General features: G+C 75.0%; 14 protein-coding genes. 9 read left to right on the top strand and 5 right to left on the bottom strand.

Going from position 1 to position 21,561, the window contains the following annotated elements; translation table 11 throughout:
- Positions 1-30 precede the first annotated feature (30 nt).
- A complete protein-coding gene (locus V9U69_RS09865) occupies positions 31-1,422 on the bottom strand; it encodes a nitrate/nitrite transporter (RefSeq protein WP_337061549.1) in 1,392 nt (463 codons plus the stop codon).
- Between the two features lie 140 nt (positions 1,423-1,562).
- The gene (locus V9U69_RS09860; protein WP_337061548.1) at positions 1,563-5,615 is read right to left on the bottom strand and encodes a bifunctional nitrate reductase/sulfite reductase flavoprotein subunit alpha; all 4,053 of its coding nucleotides are present in this window, start codon (positions 5,613-5,615) and stop codon (positions 1,563-1,565) included.
- 285 nt (positions 5,616-5,900) lie between these two features.
- Here V9U69_RS09860 and V9U69_RS09855 point away from each other — a divergent pair, with 285 nt between their 5' ends.
- Positions 5,901-6,077, top strand: coding sequence for a hypothetical protein (locus V9U69_RS09855; RefSeq protein WP_337061547.1), 177 nt, complete (start codon positions 5,901-5,903; stop codon positions 6,075-6,077).
- Between the two features lie 67 nt (positions 6,078-6,144).
- Here V9U69_RS09855 and V9U69_RS09850 read toward each other — a convergent pair whose 3' ends face one another.
- A complete protein-coding gene (locus tag V9U69_RS09850) occupies positions 6,145-8,157 on the bottom strand; it encodes an aldo/keto reductase (RefSeq protein WP_337061545.1) in 2,013 nt (670 codons plus the stop codon).
- A 239-nt stretch (positions 8,158-8,396) separates the two neighbouring features.
- Between V9U69_RS09850 and ilvD the strand changes: the two genes are divergently transcribed.
- The 5 genes from ilvD (at position 8,397) to V9U69_RS09825 (ending at position 16,941) form a co-directional block, all read left to right on the top strand.
- On the top strand, positions 8,397-10,082 hold the full coding sequence (gene ilvD, locus V9U69_RS09845; RefSeq protein WP_442907707.1) for a dihydroxy-acid dehydratase: 1,686 nt from the start codon (positions 8,397-8,399) through the stop codon (positions 10,080-10,082).
- Positions 10,083-10,378: 296 nt separating this feature from the next.
- Entirely contained in the window at positions 10,379-12,283 is a 1,905-nt protein-coding gene (locus V9U69_RS09840) for an acetolactate synthase large subunit (protein WP_337061541.1), read from the top strand.
- Positions 12,283-12,795: an acetolactate synthase small subunit gene (gene ilvN / locus V9U69_RS09835; protein WP_337061539.1), complete on the top strand. Its 513-nt coding sequence runs from the start codon at positions 12,283-12,285 to the stop codon at positions 12,793-12,795. Before V9U69_RS09840 ends, ilvN begins: the two co-directional genes overlap by 1 nt.
- 45 nt (positions 12,796-12,840) lie before the next feature.
- On the top strand, positions 12,841-13,869 hold the full coding sequence (gene ilvC, locus V9U69_RS09830) for a ketol-acid reductoisomerase (RefSeq protein ID WP_442907706.1): 1,029 nt from the start codon (positions 12,841-12,843) through the stop codon (positions 13,867-13,869).
- Between the two features lie 216 nt (positions 13,870-14,085).
- Positions 14,086-16,941 carry a bifunctional diguanylate cyclase/phosphodiesterase gene (locus tag V9U69_RS09825; protein ID WP_337061537.1) on the top strand — a complete coding sequence of 952 codons (2,856 nt, stop codon included), beginning with the start codon at positions 14,086-14,088 and terminating at the stop codon, positions 16,939-16,941.
- Between the two features lie 80 nt (positions 16,942-17,021).
- On the opposite strand, the gene V9U69_RS09820 is transcribed toward V9U69_RS09825, so the two are convergent.
- On the bottom strand, positions 17,022-17,981 hold the full coding sequence (locus V9U69_RS09820) for a glycoside hydrolase family 43 protein (protein ID WP_337061535.1): 960 nt from the start codon (positions 17,979-17,981) through the stop codon (positions 17,022-17,024).
- A 46-nt stretch (positions 17,982-18,027) separates the two neighbouring features.
- The gene (locus tag V9U69_RS09815) at positions 18,028-18,993 is read right to left on the bottom strand and encodes an asparaginase (RefSeq protein WP_337061533.1); all 966 of its coding nucleotides are present in this window, start codon (positions 18,991-18,993) and stop codon (positions 18,028-18,030) included.
- Between the two features lie 71 nt (positions 18,994-19,064).
- Between V9U69_RS09815 and V9U69_RS09810 the strand changes: the two genes are divergently transcribed.
- From V9U69_RS09810 to V9U69_RS09800, 3 genes are all read left to right on the top strand, one after another.
- Positions 19,065-19,298 (top strand): hypothetical protein, encoded by a 234-nt coding sequence (locus V9U69_RS09810; RefSeq protein ID WP_337061532.1) that lies wholly within the window; start codon positions 19,065-19,067, stop codon positions 19,296-19,298.
- Position 19,299: 1 nt separating this feature from the next.
- The gene (locus tag V9U69_RS09805) at positions 19,300-20,574 is read left to right on the top strand and encodes a cupin domain-containing protein (RefSeq protein WP_337061530.1); all 1,275 of its coding nucleotides are present in this window, start codon (positions 19,300-19,302) and stop codon (positions 20,572-20,574) included.
- Positions 20,575-20,672: 98 nt separating this feature from the next.
- Positions 20,673-21,512, top strand: a complete 840-nt coding sequence (locus V9U69_RS09800) for a sucrase ferredoxin (protein ID WP_337061528.1) — start codon at positions 20,673-20,675, stop codon at positions 21,510-21,512.
- Positions 21,513-21,561: the final 49 nt, after the last annotated feature.

The following is a 21,561-nucleotide window of genomic DNA, read 5'->3' as shown; positions in this document are numbered from 1 at the left end:
GCTCGGTCAGGTGTCGTCGGTGGCCTGCGGTCAGACGGTGGTGCCGGCGAACCGGGTGGCCCGGCCGCGGACGTAGACGGCGGCGGTCACCACCGCGCACAGCGCGTAGAAGCCGATGAACCCCAGCAGCGCCGGGGCCAGCGAGCCGGTGCTCGTGATCGAGGTGGCGAACACCCGGGGGATGATGAACCCGCCGTAGGCACCGATGCCGGCGGCGATGCCGATGCACGCAGCGGCCTCGCGCTTGGCCAGCAGCAGCCCGGCACCGTCCCCGGGGGCGACACCGGCGCGGAACACCGCCGGGATCATCCGGTAGACCGAGCCGTTGCCCATGCCGCTGGCGACGAAGAGGACGAGGAAGCAGCCGAAGAACAGCGCGAAGCTGCCCAGGCTCAGCGCCGCGATGACGCCCAGGGCCCCCAGGCCCATGACGACGTAGGCGGCGATGCTCACGCTCGCACCGGAGAGCCTGTCCGCCAGGCGGCCGCCGTACGGGCGGGCCAGGGAACCCACCAGGGCGCCGGTGAAGGCCAGGGTCAGCGGCACCGCCGGCAGGCCGATGAACCCCCAGTCGAAGGAGACCTCGGGGAACTGGTTCTTGATGAGCGTGGGGAACACCCCGGCGTAGCCGATGAAGGAGCCGAAGGTGCCGATGTACAGGAACGAGATGATCCAGGTGTGGCGGTTGCGCAGCGCGGCGGCGTAGCCGCCGAGGTCGGCCTTCGCGGCGGAGAGGTTGTCCATCGAGCGCCACGCCAGCACCGCGGCCAGCACGGCGAGGGGGATGAGGACGAGCCCGGCCCGCTCCAGCGCCAGCCCACCGCCGATGACGACGATGATCGGGACGACCAGCTGCACGACGGCGACGCCGAGGTTGCCACCGGCGGCGTTCAGGCCCAGTGCGGCGCCCTTCTCCCGCTCCGGGAAGAAGAACGAGATGTTCGCCATGCTGCTGGCGAAGTTCCCGCCACCGACACCGGCGGTCGCGGCTACCAGCACCATGACCCAGAAGGGCGTCTGCGGGTTCTGCACGACGACCACCAGGCCGGCGCACGGCACGATCAGCAGCAGCGCGGAGACGATCGTCCAGTTGCGCCCGCCGAAGCGCGGGACCGCGAAGGTGTACGGGAAGCGGAGCGTGGCCCCCACGAGGTTCGGGATCGCGATCAGCCAGAACTGCTGGTTCGCGCTCAGGCTGAAGCCGGCGCCGTTCAGCGACGGGGTGACGATCGTCCACAGCTGCCACACGGAGAAGCCCAGGAACTCCGCGAAGATCGACAGCCGCAGGTTGCGCCGGGCGGTCGGGCGGCCCGCGGACTCCCACTGGTCCCGGTCCTCGGGGTCGTAGTGGTCGATCCACCGGCCGGGACGCGGGCGCGGGATGGTGCCGAGCGCGGGGTCGTGCTCCTCCGTGACGGCCATGTGCTGACTCCTCGCTGGGGTCGTGTCGTGCCACCGAAGGTAGGTACGGCGTGTTACCGGTCGCGCTCACCCGTGTTTCGCCGGCGACACGTTGTCCTCACCCCGCCGCCCGGCGGCTGTGAGGCCCGGCGCACCGCCCGTCAGTAGACGTCGCGCAGGTACCGCCCGTCGGCCGCGAGCTGCTTGACGTGGTTCGAGGCCTCCTGCTCGTCCATCCCGCCGTGCACCTGCACGACGCGGCGCAGCGCCGCGTCGACGTCCCGCGCCATGCGCGAGGCGTCGCCGCACACGTACAGGCAGGCGCCGTCCTGCAGCCACGCCCACAGCTGCTCACCGTGCTGGAGCATGCGGTCCTGCACGTAGACCTTCTCCTCCTGGTCGCGGGAGAACGCCAGCGTCAGGCGCGTGAGCAGGCCGTCCTCGCGCATCCCCTCCAGCTCGCCGCGGTAGTGGTAGTCGCTCGCCGAGCGGCGCTCGCCGAAGAAGAGCCAGTTGCGGCCGGTGTGCCCCAGGGCCCGCCGCTCGTGCAGGAAGGCGCGGAACGGCGCCACGCCCGTGCCCGGGCCGACCATGACCATCGGCGCGTCCGGGTCGGACGGCGGGCGGAACGACGCCGTCGGCTGCACGAAGACCGGGACCTCCTCGCCGGGGCGGCAGCGGTCCGCGAGGAACGTCGAGCACACCCCGCCGCGCGCGCGGCCGTCCACCTCGTAGCGCACCACGCCCACCGTCAGCTGCACCTCGCGCGGGTCCACCAGCGGCGAGGAGGAGATGGAGTACTGGCGCGGCTGCAGCCGCTTGAGGGCGCCCGTCCACTCCTCGGGCTCGGCGCGCGCGGGGAAGCGGGCCAGGAGCTCGGCCACCGTGCGCCCGCGCAGCCAGGTGCGCAGCTCCCCGGCCCGCTCGGGGGCGAGCAGGCCGCCCAGCTCCCCGCCGCGCGAGCGAGCCGCCACCAGCCCCAGCAGCTCGGGGCCGGCCCGCCGCAGGTCCAGGTGCCGGGTGGCGGCCTCGCGCCAGCTCGTCTCCCCGACGCCCTCCAGGTGCACCGCGCCGTCGCCGGGCAGCCCGGTGGCGCGCAGGAACTCCTCCACCTCGGTCCCGTCGTTGGCGGCCAGCACGCCCAGCGCGTCGCCGGCGCGGTAGGTGACGCCCTCGGGCAGGGCGAGGGTGAAGCGGCGCACCTCCTTGTCGGAGGAGGGGGCGTTCAGGCGCTCGTTGCGCACCAGCGGCGCGCTGACCGGGGTGCACCGGCTGCCGCCGCGCGCCGGCTCGCGCCCGGCCACGGGGTCGGTGCTCACCCGCGGGGCGGGGACCGCGGAGCGCCCGGGCGCGGCGGCCGCGGGCGGGCCCAGACGCTCCAGGACGGCGCGGAACCAGCGCTCGGCCTTCTCGTCCTCGCCCGGTTCGCAGTCGGCGCGCTCGGCGAGGCGGGCGGCGCCCAGCTCGGCCAGGCGCGCGTCGAGCCGGCGGCCGTGCCCGCAGAAGTCGTCGTAGCTGGAGTCGCCCATCGCCAGCACGGCGAAGCGGGTGGCCTCCAGCCGGGGCGCGTCCGGGGCGCTCAGCGCCGACCACAGGGCCGCGCCGTTGTCGGGGGCGTCGCCGTCGCCGAAGGTGCTGGTCACCACCAGGACGGTCCCCGCCCCCGCCACGGCGGCCGGGTCGGCGGTGTCCATGCCGCGCAGGTCCACGGTGAAACCGCCGGCGCGCAGCTGCTCGGCGAGATCCGCGGCGCGCTGCTCCGCACCGCCCGTCTGCGAGGCCCACAGCACCGTCACGGAGCGTGCGGCGGACTCGCCGGCGGCGCGCTCCGGCGCGCGGGAGAACATCCCCGCGAGCACCCCGTCCACCCACGCGCGGGTGCGGGTGCCGAACGGCGCGGACGGCGGCAGCACCGGCACACCCGTGACCCCCTCCTGCCGCCGCCCCCACAGCAGGCCGTCGAGGTAGGTGCGCTGCACCTCGTCCAGCGGCGGGGGTGCGCCCGGTGCCGCGAGGAGGGCCGGCGCGGGGGCCCGCTGCGCCGCCGGGGCGTCCGGGCGGGGGCCGACCCGGGTCAGGCGCACCGCGCAGGCCTTGAACTCCGGCTGGAACGAGACGGGGTCCACCGCGTCGTTCGTCACGGCGTTGACGGCCAGGTACTCGCCGTGGGAGTCGTTCCAGTGGAACGGCGCGAAGCACGTGCCGGGGCGCACCCGGTCGCTGACGCGGGCGGGCAGGACGGCGCGGCCGCGGCGGGAGGCGAGCTCGACGAGGTCACCCTCGGCGGCGCCGAGCGCGCCGGCGTCCTCGGGGTGCAGCTCCAGGAACGGCCCGGGGTTCAGCTTCGTCAGCTCGGGCACCTTGCCGGTCTTGGTCATGGTGTGCCACTGGTGCGGCAGGCGGCCGGTGTTCAGCAGGAACGGGTGCTCGTCGTCGGGCACCTCGGCGGGGTCCAGGTGCGGGCGGGCGTGGAACCGCGCCCGCCCGTCCGGGGTCGCGAAGCGGAACCCGTCGCCGTCGCGGTAGCGGACCGGGTTGCGCCGGCCCTCGTCGCCGGGCGGGCTGGGCCACTGCGCCGGGCCCCCGCGCAGCTTGGCGTAGTCGATGCCGCGCAGGTCGTAGCCGGTGGCCGGGTTCGCGAAGCGGCGCAGCTCGTCGAAGACCTCCTCGGAGGAGGAGAACGAGAACGCCTCGCCGTACCCCAGCTCGGTGGCGACCATCGCGATGAGCTGCCAGTCCGGGAGCGCGTCGCCGGGGGCGTCGACGGCCTGCGGCAGCAGCGTCAGGGTGCGCTCGGAGTTCACGGTGACGTACGTGGACTCCGCCCACAGCGCCGCCGGCAGCAGCACGTCGGCGTACCCGGTCGTCTCGGTGTCGGCGAACACGTCCTGGCAGATCACCAGCTCGGCGGCCTCGAGCCCCTCGACGACGGTGCGGCGGTTGGCGACCGAGGCGACGGGGTTGGTGCAGACGATCCAGCAGGCCTTGACCTCACCGCTCGCCATGCGCTCGAACACGTCGATCGTGCCGGTGCCCACGTCGGTGCGGATCGTGCCGCGCGGCAGGCCCCAGGCGTCCTCCGCGAACGCCCGGTCCTCCTCGGCGAGCACGGAGCGCTGCCCGGGCAGCCCCGGGCCCATGTACCCCATCTCCCGCCCGCCCATCGCGTTCGGCTGCCCGGTCAGGGAGAACGGGCCGCTGCCGCGCCGGCCGATCGCACCGGTCGCCAGGTGCAGGTTGCACAGGGCGTTGGTGTTCCACGTGCCGTGGGTGCTCTGGTTCAGCCCCATCGTCCAGCACGACATCCAGTTCCCGGCCTCGCCGATCCAGCGTGCGGCGGTGCGCAGGTCCTCCTGCGCCACACCGGTGATCGCGCTGACGGCGGCGGGGGAGTAGTCGGCGAGCATCGCCTCGACGGCGTCCCACCCCTCGGTCCACCGGTCGATGAAGCCCCGGTCGACGTGCCCGTCCTCGACCAGCAGGTGCAGCAACCCGTTCAGCAGCGCCAGGTCGGTGCCCGGGCGGATCTGCAGGAACAGGTCGGCGCGCTCGGCGGTGGTGGTGCGTCGCGGGTCCACCACGATGAGCTTCGCGCCCGCCTTCAACCGGTCGGCCATGCGCAGGAAGAGGACCGGGTGGCAGTCGGCCGTGTTCGAGCCGGTGACGAGGAAGACGTCGGCGTGGTCGAAGTCGTCGTAGGAACCCGGGGGGCCGTCGGCGCCCAGGGAGGACTTGTAGCCGGCGCCGGCGCTGGCCATGCACAACCGCGAGTTCGACTCCAGGTGGCGCGTGCGCAGGTAGCCCTTGGCCAGCTTGGTCGCCAGGTACTGCGCCTCCAGCGACATCTGCCCGGACACGTACAGCGCCACGGCGTCCGGGCCGTGCTCGTCGACGATCGCGCGCAGCCGCGCCGCGGTGCTGCGGACCACCTCGTGCAGGTCGGCCGCCACCGGTGCGGCGCCGCGCTCGGGGCGCACGTGCGCGCGCTCCAGGCGGCCGTCGGCCGCCGCGAAGCGCGCGCTGGTGGCGCCCTTGGTGCACAACCGCCCCGCGTTGGCCGGGTGCTCCCTGTCGCCGGTGACGCCCGCCACGAACCGCCTGCCGGTGGCCGGGTCGGTCCCGACCCGCAGGACGATCCCGCAGCCGACGCCGCAGTAGGAGCAGGACGTGCGCACCGTCCGCCGGGCGGGGTCGGTGGGGGGTTCGGGCGCCATGCGCCCAGGACAGCCCATCCGTGTTTCGGGGTCGTTTCCCGGCCGTCACACCGCCGCTGCCTCGTCCTCTCAGCGGCGCGCCACCGCTGAGAGCCCTCCGGCCGGGTGCGCGCAGCCGCGCCCACCCGGGAGCCGCTCGCCGGGGACCGGGCAGCGGGTGAGCGAGCCGTTACCATCGTGGTGCCTGTCCCGCCACCCGCGCCAGGCCACCCAGACCCGCCGGCCGTCCGGTCCGCGGGCACGCACGCCCGGGGCCGCCGCGCACCGGGGTGAGGAGAGGCACCGATGGACGAGCTCACCCTGCTGCAGGTCAGCCACCGCTACGACGTGGAGGTGGCGACCCTGCACCAGCTCGTCGGCCGCCGGCTGCTGCCGGCGCCGACGTGGACCGAGGGCCGCCTGGGGTGGCGCGCCGAGGAGGTCCGCGAGCCGCTGCGCGAGCTGGGGCTGACCCGCCGCTGACCCGCTGCGGACGGGGCCCCGGCGCGCGGTGCGCCGGGGCCCTCCCCGCGCCGGGGGTGCTCTCGCCTCAGCCCTCGCGCAGGTCCAGCCGGGCCACCTGCGCCTCGTCCAGCTCCACGCCGAGCGCGGCGATCGAGGAGCGCAGCTCCTCGACGCTGCGCGGCCCCACGATCGGGAACGTGGGGAACGGCTGGGCCAGCACGAACGCCAGCGCCACCGCGGTCGCCGGCACCCCCAGCCGCTCCGCCAGCTCCTCCGCGCGGCGCTTGCGCTCGAAGTTCGCGTCGCTGTAGTAGCAGCGCACCAGGTCCGCGTCGCGGCGGTCCGCCGGGTCGGCACGGGCGAAGAACCCGCGGGCCTGCGAGGACCACGGCAGCAGCGGCACCTGCCGCTCGGTCAGCCAGCGCTTGGAGGCGGCGTCGGTGACGTGCTCGCACCCCGCCCAGGGGACGTCCAGCGCCTCCGCCAGGCCGAAGTGGTTGCTGAGCGCGCAGAGACCCCGCTTGCCGTTGGCCGCCGCCCAGGCGTTCGCCTCGTCGAACCGCTCCCTGGACCAGTTGGAGACCCCGAAGGCGCCGATGCGGCCGGCGTCGGCGTGCTCGTTGAGCACGTCAACGAACTCGCCGACCGGCACGTCGGGGTTGTCGCGGTGCAGCAGGTACAGCTCGGCGCTGCCGCGCTGCTGGTTCTCCAGCGACTCCAGCAGCTGCCACGTCATGCCCTGCGGGGTGCACTCGGGGGTGTGGCCGCCCTTGGCGACGACCACCGCCTCGTCGTGCAGGCCGCGGTTCGTCAGCCACTGCCCCAGCAGCTTCTCGTAGCGGCCCTGCCCGTACCACCAGGAGGTGTCGAACGTCGTGCCGCCCGCCTCCCAGAACGCGTCGAACAGCGCGGAGGCGTGGGCGAGGTCGGGCTGGTTGTCGACACCCATCACGATGCGGGACAACGGCTTCGCGACCCCGTCGATCTTCCCGTACCGCATGGGGTTCGGGCTTCCGACGCGCAGCGGCAGCCCGGAGACCGGCGGGATCGGCGCGGTGTCGCGCTCGAACGGGTAGCGCACGCCGACCGCGGCCCGCCAGCGGTCCAGCACCGCCGAGGTGGCCAGCGCGTCGTCCAGGGAGTGCTCCGCGGCACCGGCGGAGACGTCCCCGCCCCGCCCGGCGGCCTGCGCCAGCCGGGCCACCGCGGCGGCCTCGGCGGCGTAGGGCAGGTGCCCCTCGGTCTCCTCGCCGAACGTCAGCACCTGCTCCGCCTCACCGGCGCGGCGCACCACGATGCCCGTGCCGGCCCCGATCGCCCACGGGTCGGCCAGGTGGATCGAGCCGGCGGTGCCGTGCACCGCCACCGCCGGGGGTTCCGCCAGCCGGACCCCGCTGCGCACGGTGGCGGTGATCCCGCCGTCGAACTCCAGGGCGGCCACCGCCCACTCGTCCACGCCGGTGGCGCCGACCCTCCCGCCGCCGCGCAGCGAGGTCAGCACCGCCGGGCGGCCCAGCGCGGCACCGGCCACGGCCCGCGCCATCGTCACCGGGTACCCGCCCACGTCGAGGATCCCGCCACCGGCCAGGTCCGCGTCGAACAGGCGGCCGGTGGGGGAGGCGGCGAAGGAGAAGCTCGCGTCGACGTGCAGCACCCGGCCGACGGCGCCGGAGCGCACCAGTTCCAGCAGGGCGCGCTGCTGCGGGTGGAAGGCGTACATGTACGCCTCCACCAGGACGCGGCCGCTCGTGCGCGCGGCGTCCACGACGGCCATGACGCTGCCGTGGTTGGGTGCCAGCGGCTTCTCGCACAGCACGTGCTTGCCGGCGCGCAGCGCGGCGATCGCCAGGGGTGCGTGCGCGGTGTGCACGGTGGCGACGTACACGGCGTCGACGTCGTCGGCGGCGATGACCTCGTCGTGGGTGCCGGTGCGCGCGCCGGGGGCGGCCTCGTCGGCGAACGCACGCGCGCGCTCGGCGGCGGAGCTGCCGACGGCCACGATCGCCCCCGCCCCGGAGGCGGGCAGCTGCGAGGCGAAGCGGCGGGCGATGGTGCCGGGGCCGAGCACGGCCCAGCGCAGGGGGGCAGGGGGCGTCACGGGACGCTCCTTCGCGGTCGTGGGGGAGCGCCGTGGACGTCCACGGCGGCCCGCGGAGCCTAGGGAGGCCGCGCGCGGCGGGTCAACGCCCCGCGCCGCCCTCCCGCGCCGCGGAGGCCGCCCGGCGGCACCCGGCGGGGTCGCGCAACGGCGCCTAGACTCGCCGCGTGATCCAGGACACCCCCTCGAACGCCCCGGCGGCGCAGGCGGACGGCGACGGCCCCCGCGCGGCCCCCGGCGTGGACATCAAGCCCCGCAGCCGCCAGGTCACCGACGGCCTGGAGGCGACGGCCTCGCGCGGGATGCTGCGCGCGGTCGGCATGGGCGACGACGACTGGGTCAAGCCGCAGATCGGCGTGGCCTCCAGCTGGAACGAGATCACCCCCTGCAACCTGCCCCTGGACCGCCTGGCGAAGGCCGTCAAGGACGGCGTGCACGCCGCGAAGGGGTTCCCGCTGGAGTTCGGGACGATCTCCGTCTCCGACGGCATCTCCATGGGCCACCAGGGCATGCACTACTCCCTCGTCAGCCGCGAGGTCATCGCCGACTCGGTGGAGACGGTCATCAGCGCCGAGCGCCTGGACGGCTCGGTGCTGCTGGCCGGGTGCGACAAGTCCCTGCCCGGCATGCTCATGGCCGCCGCCCGCCTGGACCTGGCCAGCGTCTTCCTCTACGCCGGCACCATCCTGCCCGGCCGGGCGAAGCTGTCCGACGGCAGCGAGCACGAGGTCACCCTCATCGACGCCTTCGAGGCCGTGGGGGCGTGCGCGCGGGGGCTGATGTCCCGCGAGGACGTGGACACCATCGAGCGCGCCATCTGCCCGGGCGAGGGTGCGTGCGGCGGCATGTACACCGCGAACACCATGGCGGCCGCGGCCGAGGCGCTGGGCATGTCGCTGCCCGGCAGCGCCGCGCCGCCGGCCACGGACCGCCGCCGCGACGGGTTCGCCCGCCGCTCCGGGCAGGCCGTGGTGAACCTGCTGGCGAACGGGATCACCGCCCGGCAGATCATGACGAAGGAGGCGTTCGAGAACGCCATCGCCGTCGTCATGGCGCTGGGCGGCTCCACCAACGCGGTGCTGCACCTGCTGGCCATCGCCTACGAGGCGGAGGTGGACCTGACGCTGGCGGACTTCGACCGCATCGCCGGGCGGGTGCCGCACCTGGGGGACCTCAAGCCCTTCGGCCGGCACGTCATGGTGGACGTGGACCGCATCGGCGGCATCCCCGTGGTCATGCGGGCCCTGCTGGACGCGGGACTGCTGCACGGGGACACCCTGACGGTGACCGGCAGGACGATGGCGGAGAACCTCGCGGAGATCTCCCCGCCGGACGTCGACGGCGTGGTGCTGCGCGCCCTGGACGACCCGATCCACCGCACCGGCGGCATCACGATCCTGACCGGCAACCTCGCCCCGGGCGGCGCGGTCGTCAAGAGCGCCGGGTTCGACTCGGAGGTCTTCGAGGGAACCGCGCGGGTCTTCGAGCGCGAGCGCGCGGCGCTGGACGCCCTGGAGGACGGCACGATCGGCGCGGGCGACGTCGTCGTCATCCGGTACGAGGGCCCCAAGGGCGGCCCGGGCATGCGCGAGATGCTCGCCATCACCGGCGCGATCAAGGGCGCCGGGCTGGGCAAGGACGTGCTGCTGCTGACCGACGGGCGCTTCTCCGGCGGCACCACGGGGCTGTGCGTGGGGCACGTCGCGCCCGAGGCCGTCGACGGCGGGCCGATCGCGTTCGTGCGCGACGGCGACCGGATCCGCCTGGACGTGGCGGGCAAGACGCTCCGGGTGCTCGTCGACGACGCGGAGCTGGAGCGCCGGCGGGAGGGCTGGGAGCCGCTGCCCCCGGTGTTCACGCGCGGCGTGCTGGCCAAGTACGCCAAGCAGGTGCGCTCGGCCTCGGTGGGAGCGGTCTGCACCTGACCCCCGGGCCGGCCGGGGGCGCCCCGCTGTCCAGCAGCTGGACTCGTTGTCCACCATCTGAGACAGGGGGTGCCCTCGGCTGACATCGCAGGGAGGGGCGACTACCGTGCAGGGCATGCGGTTCCTCGTAGCCATCGGACAGCGCGCCCGCTGAGGTCGACGACGATCGACCCGCCGAGCGCGCGACCCCTCGCCCACCTCGCGGCGCAGGGGTCTTTTCGCGTCCGGCGCACCGAGCGGCCGGCCGCGTCCGACGACCGCAGGACCCGAGCCGCACCGCCGAGGAGGACACCGAGATGGCCCACGAGCCGATCAGCGCCCCGCCGATCAGCACCCCGCCGGCCGGTGAGCAGAGCCGCGACGGCCTGCCGCTGGACCCCACGCTCCCCGTCGCGTCGCTCACCGGCGCGCAGAGCCTGGTCCGTTCCCTCGAGGCGGTAGGGGTCGAGGTCGTCTTCGGCATCCCCGGCGGCGCGATCCTGCCCGCGTACGACCCGCTGATGGACTCCCCGCACGTGCGGCACATCCTGGTGCGCCACGAGCAGGGCGCCGGGCACGCCGCCGAGGGCTACGCCGTGGCCACCGGCAAGGTCGGGGTCTGCATGGCCACCTCCGGTCCCGGCGCCACGAACCTCGTCACCCCCATCGCGGACGCCAACATGGACTCCGTCCCGATGGTCGCCATCACCGGCCAGGTGGGCGCCGCCGCCATCGGCACCGACGCCTTCCAGGAAGCCGACATCGCCGGCATCACCATCCCGATCACCAAGCACAACTACCTGGTGACCGACCCCGCCGACATCCCGCGCACCATCGCCGAGGCGTTCCACCTGGCGGCCACCGGCCGTCCCGGCCCGGTGCTCGTGGACGTCGCCAAGTCGGCGCTGCAGGCGCGCACGTCGTTCGAGTGGCCCACCTCGGTGGACCTGCCCGGCTACCGCCCCGTCGTGCGCCCGCACGGCAAGCAGGTCAAGGAGGCCGCCCGGCTCATCGCCGCCGCTGAGCGCCCGGTGTTCTACGTCGGCGGTGGCGTGATCAAGGCCGACGCCGCGCCGGAGATGCGCGCCCTGGCGGACCTGACGGGCATCCCGGCCGTGACCACCCTCATGGCCCGCGGCGCACTGCCCGACTCGCACCCGACGAACCTGGGCATGCCCGGCATGCACGGCACCGTCGCGGCCGTGGCGGCGCTGCAGAAGTCCGACCTGCTCATCACCCTCGGCGCCCGCTTCGACGACCGCGTCACCGGTGAGCTGTCCAGCTTCGCCCCCGGCGCCAAGGTGATCCACGCCGACATCGACCCCGCCGAGATCGGCAAGAACCGCGCCGTGGACGTGCCGATCGTCGGTGACGCCAAGCTCGTCCTGGCCGAGCTCGCCACCGCGGTGGCCGCCGAGTTCGAGGCGAACGGCCGCGCGGACATCAGCGCCTGGACCGCGCAGACCGACGCGTGGCGCACCACGTACCCGCTGGGCTACACCGAGCCCGGCGACGGCACGCTGTCCCCGCAGCACGTCATCGAGCGCATCGGCGCCATCGCCGGCCCGGAGGCCGTCTACGTCTCCGGCGTGGGCCAGCACCAGATGTGGTCCGCGCAGTTCGTGAAGTACGAGAACCCGCGCACCTGGCTGAACTCCGGCGGCCTGGGGACCATGGGGTACGCGGTGCCCGCGGCCATGGGCGCCAAGGTCGGCCGCCCCGACGCGGTGGTGTGGGCCATCGACGGCGACGGCTGCTTCCAGATGACCAACCAGGAGCTGGCCACCTGCACCCTCAACGGGATCCCCGTGAAGGTGGCGATCATCAACAACTCCAGCCTCGGCATGGTCCGCCAGTGGCAGACGCTGTTCTACTCCGAGCGCTACTCCAACACCGACCTGCACTCCGGGGACCACTCGGCGCACTCCGCGCCGGTGCCGGACTTCGTCAAGCTCGCCGACGCCTACGGCTGCGTCGGCCTGCGCTGCGAGCGGCCCGAGGACGTCGACGCCACCATCCGCAAGGCCATGGAGATCGACGACGTGCCCGTCGTCATCGACTTCCGCGTGCACCGCGACGCCATGGTGTGGCCGATGGTCGCCGCCGGCGTGAGCAACGACCAGATCCAGTACGCCCGCGGGCTGTCCCCCGAGTGGGACCGTGAGGCCGACAGCGACGGCGTGTCCACCGACGACCCCGCCGCGCAGAAGGTGATCTCCTGATGAGCCGCCACACCCTGTCCGTCCTGGTCGAGAACCGGCCCGGCGTGCTGATGCGCATCACGTCCCTGTTCGCGCGCAGGAACTTCAACATCCACTCCCTCACGGTCGGACCGACCGAGCGCAGCGAGATCTCCCGGATGACCATCGTCGTCGACGTGGAGTCGCAGCCCCTGGAGCAGGTGACCAAGCAGCTCAACAAGCTGGTCAACGTGTTGAAGATCGTCGAGCTCGAGGACGACGCCTCGGTCCAGCGCGAGCTGCTGCTCGTGAAGGTCCGCGCCGACGCCGCCGCGCGCGGCGAGGTGGTCGACACCGTGGCGCTCTTCCGAGCCCGCGTCGTCGACGTCTCGCCCGACGCGGTGACCGTCGAGGCCACCGGCAGCCCCGACAAGCTCGCGGCGCTGCTGCGGGTGCTGGAGCCGTTCGGCATCCGCGAGCTCGTCCAGTCCGGCTCCGTCGCGCTGGCGCGCGGCGGCCGGGCCATCTCCGACCGCGCCCTGCGCTCGGCCTGACCCGAACCACCGACCCGAACGAAACCGACGAGGAGAGAACCCCACGTGGCCGAGATGTTCTACGACGACGACGCCGACCTGGCCAAGATCACCGGTAGGAAGGTGGCGGTCCTGGGCTTCGGCAGCCAGGGCCACGCCCACGCCCTGTCGCTGCGCGACTCCGGCGTCGACGTCGTCGTCGGCCTGAAGGAGGGCTCCAAGAGCCGCGCCAAGGCCGAGGAGCAGGGCCTGCAGGTGCTGACGCCGTTCGAGGCGTCCAAGGCCGCCGACGTCATCATGGTGCTGGTGCCGGACCACCTGCAGCGCGGTCTGTACGCCGAGGCGATCGAGCCGAACCTCACCGCCGGCAAGGCGCTGTTCTTCAGCCACGGCTTCAACATCCGCTTCGGCTACATCAAGCCCCCGGCGGACGTCGACGTCGTCATGGTCGCCCCCAAGGGCCCGGGCCACCTGGTGCGCCGCGAGTACGTCGACGGCCGCGGCGTGCCGGTCATCGTCGCCGTGGAGCAGGACGCCACCGGTGGCGCCTGGGACCTGGCGCTCGCCTACGCCAAGGCGATCGGCGGCCTGCGCGCCGGCGGCATCAAGACCACCTTCACCGAGGAGACCGAGACCGACCTGTTCGGCGAGCAGGCCGTCCTGTGCGGCGGCGCCTCCGCGCTCGTGCAGACCGGTTTCGAGGTCCTCACCGAGGCCGGCTACCAGCCGGAGGTCGCCTACTTCGAGTGCCTGCACGAGCTGAAGCTCATCGTCGACCTCATGTACGAGGGCGGCATCGCCAAGCAGCGCTGGAGCGTCTCGGACACCGCGGAGTGGGGCGACTACGTCTCCGGCCCGCGCGTCATCGACGCCTCGGTGAAGGAGCGCATGAAGGAGGTCCTGAAGGACATCCAGGACGGCACCTTCGCCCAGCGCTTCATCGAGGACCAGGACGCCGGCGCCCCGGAGTTCAAGCGCCTGCGCGCCGAGGCCGAGCAGCACCCGATCGAGGCCACCGGCCGCGAGCTGCGCAAGCTCATGGCGTGGGTGAAGTCGGACGACTCCGACTACGTCGAGGGTTCCGCCGCACGCTGACCCGGCGAGTCCCGCGCCCCCGCGTCCCTCCCGGGACGCGGGGGCGCGCTCGTCCCAGGAGAAGACCCTCGGCCTCGGGGGTGTCGAGCAGGACGCCGTCCGCCGAGGCACTGCTCCGCCGCGTTCAGTAGTGTCGCTGGACGCGGTGGAAGACCGCGCGTGGACGGGGGTGGGCGTGGTGGCACCGGAGGCCGCGGCGTGCTGGGCACGCACCCCGTGAGCGGCGTGCACCGGGTCGAGGACCTGCTGTCCGCGGACGAGCAGGAGCGGCTGGCCGAGTGCGTCCGCGAACCGCTCCACGTCCCCGGGGCCGTCCAGCCGCACGGCGTGCTGGTGGCGGCCGATCCGGACACCTTCGAGGTGCTCCAGGTCAGCGCCAACTGCCGGCAGCTGCTCGGTGCGCAGGTGCACGCCGTCCTGGGGCACCCGCTCGAGGCCGCCGTCGGGCCGGGGTGCGCACGGCGGTTGCGCAGCGCCCTCGCCGCCGCGGACGACGGTGAGGTCCCGGTGCTGCGCGCCAGGGTCGGCGGTCGCGCCGTCGACGTCAGCGCCCACACCTCCGGGCCGCTGCTGGTCGTGGAGGTCGAACCCGCCGGTACCGAGTCCCCGGCCCGGCTCCTGGCCGACCTGCACGCGGCCACGGGCCGCCTCGTCCGCAGCAGCACGGTCGAGGAGGTCCGCGCGGCGACGGCGCGGGAGGTCCGCCGCCTCACCGGCTTCGACCGGGTGATGGTGTACCACTTCCACCCCGACGGGCACGGTGAGGTGGTGGCCGAGGACCGCGCCGAGGACGTCGAGCCCTACCTCGGGCTGCACTACCCGGCTTCCGACATCCCCGCCCAGGCCCGCCGCCTGTACCTGCAGCAACCCTCGCGGCACATCGTCCTCGGCCCGGAGGGGCCGGCCCCCCTGCTGCGCCTGGCCGGCACCGCCGGTGGCGACGACACGACGCCCCTGGACCTGAGCCGCGCCCACCTGCGGGCCGTGTCGCCGCACCACGTGCAGTTCATGCGCAACATGGGGGTCGGCGCCAGCATGTCGCTGCCCCTGGTCCACGACGGCGAGCTGATCGGGATGGTCTCCTGCGGGGACCGGCGCGCCCGGCACGTCCCCCACCCCCTGCGCCAGGCCTGCGAGGTCCTCGCGCAGCAGCTCACCTCCCGGCTCGCCGCGCTGCACGAGACCCGGCGGCTGAGCAGGCGCCTGCGGGTCCAGCACGTCCGCACGCGCCTGGTGGAGCAGATGGTCGGTGCCGAGGGCGTCGCCGACGGCCTGGTCCGCGGGGAGACCACCCTGCTCGACCTCGTCGCCGCGGACGGCGCGGTCGTCTCGCTGGAGGAGGAGTTCTCCTCGGTGGGTGAGCCGCCACCACCGGCTGAGGTGCTGGCGGTCGTGGAGCGGCTGCGCAGCACCGAGGAGGGGGACTTCCCCCTCGTCAGCGACGCGCTGGCCGTGGAACGGCCCGACCTCGCCGAGCTGCTGCCGTCGGCGGCGGGCCTGGTGTTCGTGCCCTTCGGAGGCGATCGCGACTACCTGGTCTGGTTCCGCCGCGAGGTGGTGCAGACCCTGGACTGGCTCGGCGACCAGTCGGTGCGCAACCGCGACACGCCGCTGTCCCCGCGCAACTCCTTCTCCACCTGGCGGCAGAGCGTCTCCGGTCGCAGCCTGCCCTGGGACCCCGTGGAGGTCTCCGAGGCCTGCGAGCTGCGCCGCGACATCGACGCGGTCCTGCTGCGGCGCGCCGAGAGCCGGCTGGCGCACCTGGGTCTGCACGACGCCCTGACGGGCCTGCCCAACCGGCGCCTGTTCATGGACCGGCTCGGGCACGCCCTCGACCGGCACCGGCGAGGGGTGCCGGTGGCGCTGCTGTTCATCGACCTGGACAGGTTCAAGCTCGTCAACGACTCCCTGGGTCACGACGTGGGGGACACCCTGCTGCTGCACGCGGCGCACCGCCTCGAGAGCGCGGCCCGGGCGGGCGACACCGTCGCCCGGCTGGGCGGTGACGAGTTCATGGTCCTGTGCGAGGACACCGCTGGCCCGGCCGCCGGCGCGCTCGCCCAGCGCATCGTCGACGCCTTCCAGGAACCGGTCCGGATCGAGGGGCGGGAACTGCGCATCACCGCCTCCATCGGGGTGACCACCGCCCAGGATCACCACAGCCCGGCGGACCTGCTCCGCGAGGCGGACAGCGCGATGTACCTGGCCAAGGCGAAGGGCCGCAACCGGGCCTCCCGCTTCGAGGCGGGCCTGCGGTACCAGGCCCTGCGCCACCTGGACACCGAGCAGGCGCTGCGCCGGGGAGCGGGCCGGGGAGAGCTGTCCCTGCACTACCAGCCGATCGTCGACGTCCCCACCGGTGGGCTGCGCGGTGTCGAGGCGCTGCTGCGCTGGGACCGGCCCGGCGTCGGACGGGTCCCGCCGGACGAGTTCGTCCCGCTGGCCGAGGACACCGGCTTCATCGTCCCGCTGGGCGAGTGGGTCCTGGACGAGGCCCTGCGCCAGCTGCGCGACTGGAAGGACCAGGGGCACCTGCCGCCGGGTTTCCGCATGGCGGTCAACCTCTCCCCGCAGCAGCTCGGCAGCCCCACCCTCGTCGGCACGGTCCAGCGCGTCCTGAAGCGGAACGGCGTCGCCCCGTCGGAGCTGAGCCTGGAGATCACCGAGACGACGCTGATGTCGGAGCGCTCGAGCATGAGCGAGGCGGTCGAGGCCCTGAGTTCCCTCGGCGTCGGCCTGTCCATCGACGACTTCGGAACCGGTTACTCCTCCCTCGCCTACCTGCGCTACCTGCCCGTGCAGCAGCTGAAGGTGGACCGCTCGTTCGTCAGCGGGGTGACCCCGGGATCGCGCGACATCGCCCTCGTCGCGGCCGTGTGCGGCCTCGCGCAGGAGTTCGGGATGACCTGCGTCGCGGAGGGGGTGGAGCGGGCCGAGGAACTGGCGATGCTCGCCGAGATCGGCTGCGAGTGCGCGCAGGGCTTCCACATCGGCCGGCCCGAGCCCGCCGAGGTCCTCGCGGCCCGCTGGCGAGCGCGCGCCGCGGACGGCGGGGATCCGGGACCGCGGTAGCGCCGGGGCGCGGGCCGGGCGGGGGGCGGTGCGCGCCGCGTCCTGCGCGGCGGGGGACGCGGCGCACCACCGGCCCGCTGTCAGGGCGCCGGGACCTCGAACGCCGGGGTGCCGTCGGCGTTCCAGGACAGCGGCTGCACGCGCGCGTGCCGGTTCGGGTCGTACAGCGGGTCCTCGCCGTGGAACCCCGGGTAGTCGCGCGCGTGGAAGACGAACAGGTCGGTCACCCCGTCCTCGGCCACGGTGAAGGAGTTGTGGCCCGGCCCGTACCGGTTCACCTCCGCCCTCGTGGTGAACACCGGCTCGGGGTGCTTGCGCCAGGACGCGGCGTCCAGAAGGTCGGCGTCCTCGTCGGCGGTCAGCAGACCCACGCAGTACCTCTCGTCGGTGGCGCTGGCGGAGAACGTCACGAAGACGCGACCGCCCCGCACCAGCACCGCCGGGCCCTCGTTGACCGCGAACCCCTGCACCTCCCACGGCAGGGTCGGCGTCGCGATGCGCACCGGCTCGCCGCCCAGCGCGGTCGGGGAGGCCATGGGGGCGATGTAGAGGCTGGAGTTCACGTCGATCCCGGGTTCGCGCTGCGCCCACAGGTAGTAGCGCCGCCCGCGGTGCTCGAACGTGGTGGCGTCCAGCTTGAACGAGCCGAACGGGGTGGTCACCTCCTGCGGTTCCCCCCAGCCGTCCGGGTCGCGCGGATCGGCCAGCGCGGACTCGATGACGTACATCCGGATGGCGAAGACGTCGTCGGAGTCGCCGGCCGCGAAGTAGACGTACCAGCGGCCGTCGATCCGGTGCAGCTCCGGCGCCCACACGTGCCCGCCCATCGGGCCGCTCGCGGGCCGGCGCCACACGACCGTCTCGGGCGCCGTGCGCAGCCCCGCGATCGTGGACGACCCGCGCACCACGACGCGGTCGTACTCCGGCACCGAGCCGGTGAAGTAGTACGTCCCGTCCACCGGCGGGGTGATGAACGGGTCGGCGCGCTGCTCCACGAGCGGGTCGGGCACGGGCGCGCCGGGGGGCGGGGCGTCGGTCAACGGTCCTCCATCGCAGTCGGGGTTCCGCAGGTTAGTGCGCTCCCGCTCAGCGGGGCTCCACGTCCCCGCCGAGCCGGCGGAACCGCTCGCGCACCTCGTCCGCGCCGGCACCGGCGCGCAGCAGGCAGGCCAGCAGCACCCGCGCCTGCCCGGCCCGCAGCGGGCCGGAGGGGACCGCACCCGCCGCGGCGAGGTCGTGCCCACCGCCCCCGCCGCCGTACCCCGTGCTCACCGGCCCGGCGGCCACGCGCGTGGTGACGACCACGGCCGCGCCGGCAGCGGTGCAGCGGTGCACCGCCTCCACGACGGCGGCGCTGGCGTTGCCGGAACCCAGCGCCTGCAGCACGACGCCGTGCGCCCCCGCGGCGAGCGCGGCGTCCACCAGCACCCCGTCGCCACCGGGGGAGACGGCCACCACGTCCACCCGCGGCCAGGGCGCGTCCGTCCACGGCAGCGGCTCGGCGCGCGGAAGCGGTGGCGCGGGCGAGGAGAACGCGTCGAGGTCCGTGGTGTGCCGTTTGGTGAGCCCCGCCGCCGGGTGCACCCGGCCGCCGAACGCCACCAGCACGCCGCGCCCGCGGGCGGCCGGGTCCAGCGCCGTCCGGACGGCGAGGGCGACGTTGCCGGGCCCGTCGGGTTCCGGGTCGTCCGCGGTGCGCTGCGCGCCGGTGAGCACCACGGGCCGGACGTCGTCGTGGTGCAGGTCCAGCAGGTAGGCGGTCTCCTCCATCGAGTCCGTGCCGTGCAGCACCGCCACCGCCGCCACGTCCGCGTCGGCCAGGGCGCCCGCGACGGCCGCCCGCACCCGGGCGGCGTCGGCGAGGGTCAGGCTGGAGGAGTCCGCGCGCAGCGCCTCCACCACCCGCACCCGCACCCCCGGGACGGCGTCCGCGAGCAGCCCGGCCCCCCCGAGGGAGGGCGTGCTCACCCCGTGCTCGTCGCGGGTGCTGGCGATCGTCCCGCCGGTCGTCACGACGGCGAGGACGGGAGCGGGGGAGGGCGTCTCGGGCACCGGCCCAGGATGGCGCGCGCGGACCCGGGGCCGGCGTGCGGGGCGGTGCGCCCGGTGGGAGGCTCGCGCGCATGAGCAACCTCAGCGACGACGACATCACCACCACCCCCCTCGGCGCCGGTGGCGGCGGCGACGCCGACTCGGGCGACAGCGACGCCACGCAGGTCGACCCCTCGGGCTCGGACGCGGCGGGTGTGGACCCCGCCGGCGGTGAGGGCGGCGACGCCGACTCCGGTGACAGCGACTCCACCCAGGTGGACCCCTCCGGCTCGGACCCGGCCGGTTCCGACCCCGCCGGGAGCTGACGTGACGCTGGCTCCCACCCGTCCCGGCGCCGTCCCCACCCAGGGGGCGGCGCCGGGCGCGTCGGCGCTCGCGCGCTGCTTCGGCGCGGCGGCCGGCTCGATCGCCACCGAGCACTGGAACTCCCGGCCGCTGCTGGTGCGGGCCGCGGAGCGCTCCGCCCAGGGCGGGCGCGCCGACTTCGGCGACCTGCTCTCCACCGCCGCCGTCGACGAGCTGCTGGGCCCGCGCGCGCTGCGCACCCCGTTCTTCACGATGGTCAAGGACGGCGTGAACCTGCCGCGCAGCGCCTTCACCCGCAGCGCCGTCGCCGGCAACCAGCAGCTGCACGACCTGCCCGACAGCGACGGGATCGCCCGCTCCTTCGCGGACGGGGCGACGATCGTGCTGCAGGCCCTGCACCGCACCTGGCCGCCGCTGGCGGCGTTCTGCGCGGACCTGGCCGCCGAGCTGGGCCACCAGTGCCAGGTCAACGTCTACGTCACCCCGCCGGGCGCGCAGGGGTTCAAGCCCCACCACGACACCCACGACGTGGTCGTGCTCCAGGTGGACGGCCGCAAGCACTGGACGATCCACCCGCCGGCGGTGGAGCTGCCGCTGAAGTCGCAGCCGTCGAAGGCGCTGGGCCCGGACCCCGTCGGCGGGCGCGCCCCGGTCATCGACACGGTGCTGGAACCCGGCGACGCCCTGTACCTGCCGCGCGGGTGGCTGCACTCGGCCCGCACCACCGACGAGCGCTCGGTGCACCTGACGGTGGGGCTGCTGGCGACCACGTGGGCCGACGTGCTCTCCGACGCCGTCGCCTCCGCCGGCCGCGACGACGTGGCCCTGCGCCGCGCCCTGCCGCTGCCCGGCCAGGACGTGGACGTCGAGGGGTTCCGCGCCGCCGCCGCGCGCTGGCTGGAGGGCCTGGACGAGGCGGCCGTGCGCCGGCTCGTGCAGCGCCGCCGCGAGCGCGCGGTGCCCGCCGAGCCGGTGGGGGCGCTCGCGCAGGACGCCACCGCGCGGACGCTGACCGCCGGCACGCGCCTGCGCCCGCGCCGCGGGCTGACGACGCGGCTGACCGGCGCCGGTGAGCGCGTCGAGCTGGTCCTGCCCGACCGGCGCGTGGCCTTCCCCGGCTGGGTGCGCCCCGCCCTGGAGCACGTGCTGGCCTCGGCGACCACGTCGGCCGGTGAGCTCGCGGCCGCGGGGACCGGGGTGGACGAGGACGACGCGCTCGTGGTGCTGCGCCGCCTGCTGCGCGAGAACGTGCTGCTGCCCGCGGGGCCGGCCTGAGCACTGGCGGCCCCGGTGGTGCCGCTCCCGGCGAGCGGTTCTCCTGCGCCGCGCGGGCGCAGGAGGACCGCGACCAGCTGCTGGGCACCGCCACGCCGGTGCGCGGCTACCTCCTGGTGGAGGAGCCGGGACCGTGGGGTCCGGGCGCGGTGCCGGCGTCCCGGCTGGGCGAGGCGACCACGGCCCGCCTGCGCGAGGCGGCCGCCGCCCTGGGCGTGAAGCTGCTGCTGGTGCGCCGCCCCGACGCCGCCGGTCGCGACCCCGGCGGTCCGCGGCGGCTGTTCCTGGCCGACTGCCGTCGCGGCCGCACCCGGTTGCGCACCCGCCTCGCGCCGCCCGACGGGCTGGTGGACGCCGTCGCCGCGGACGACGGCTGGGCGGAGGCCACCGGGCCGCTGCTGCTGGTGTGCACGCACGGCCGCAAGGACTGGTGCTGCGCGGTGCGGGGCCGTCCCGTGGTCACCGCCCTGGCCGCGCTGGAACCCGAAGCGGTGTGGGAGTGCTCCCACCTGGGTGGGGACCGCTTCGCCGCGACCGTGCTCGCCCTGCCCGGCGGTGCGGTCCACGGCCACGTCCAGTCCGGCGACGCCGCCGCTCTGCTGGCCGCCGTGCGCGACGGCCGGGTGCTGCCGGGCAAGCTGCGCGGACGCTGCGGGGACGCGGTGGTGGTGCAGGCCGCCGAGGCGCACGCGCGCCTGGTGCTGGGCGCGGACGGCCTGGACGACGTGGACGCCCTGGACGCGTTCACCCCGCTGCGGGCGGAACGGCTGCCGGACGGGCCCGGGGGAGCGGTGCGCTGGCGGGTGCGCCTCGACGTCTCGGGCGCCCCGCTGGAGGTGGACCTGCGCGAGGGCCGGGCCCCGGCGGCGCGCCTGACGTGCTCGGCCGGTGCGGAGCAGCACGCGCGCACGTGGGAGCTGGAGGAGCTGCGCCGCTGACGGCGCCCACCCCGCCGGCCGACCCCGCCGGCCGACCCCGCCGGCCGAC

This window comes from Kineococcus sp. G2 (assembly GCF_037154035.1).
Lineage (GTDB): Bacteria > Actinomycetota > Actinomycetes > Actinomycetales > Kineococcaceae > Kineococcus.
This window is presented reverse-complemented; position numbering and strand designations above follow the sequence as displayed.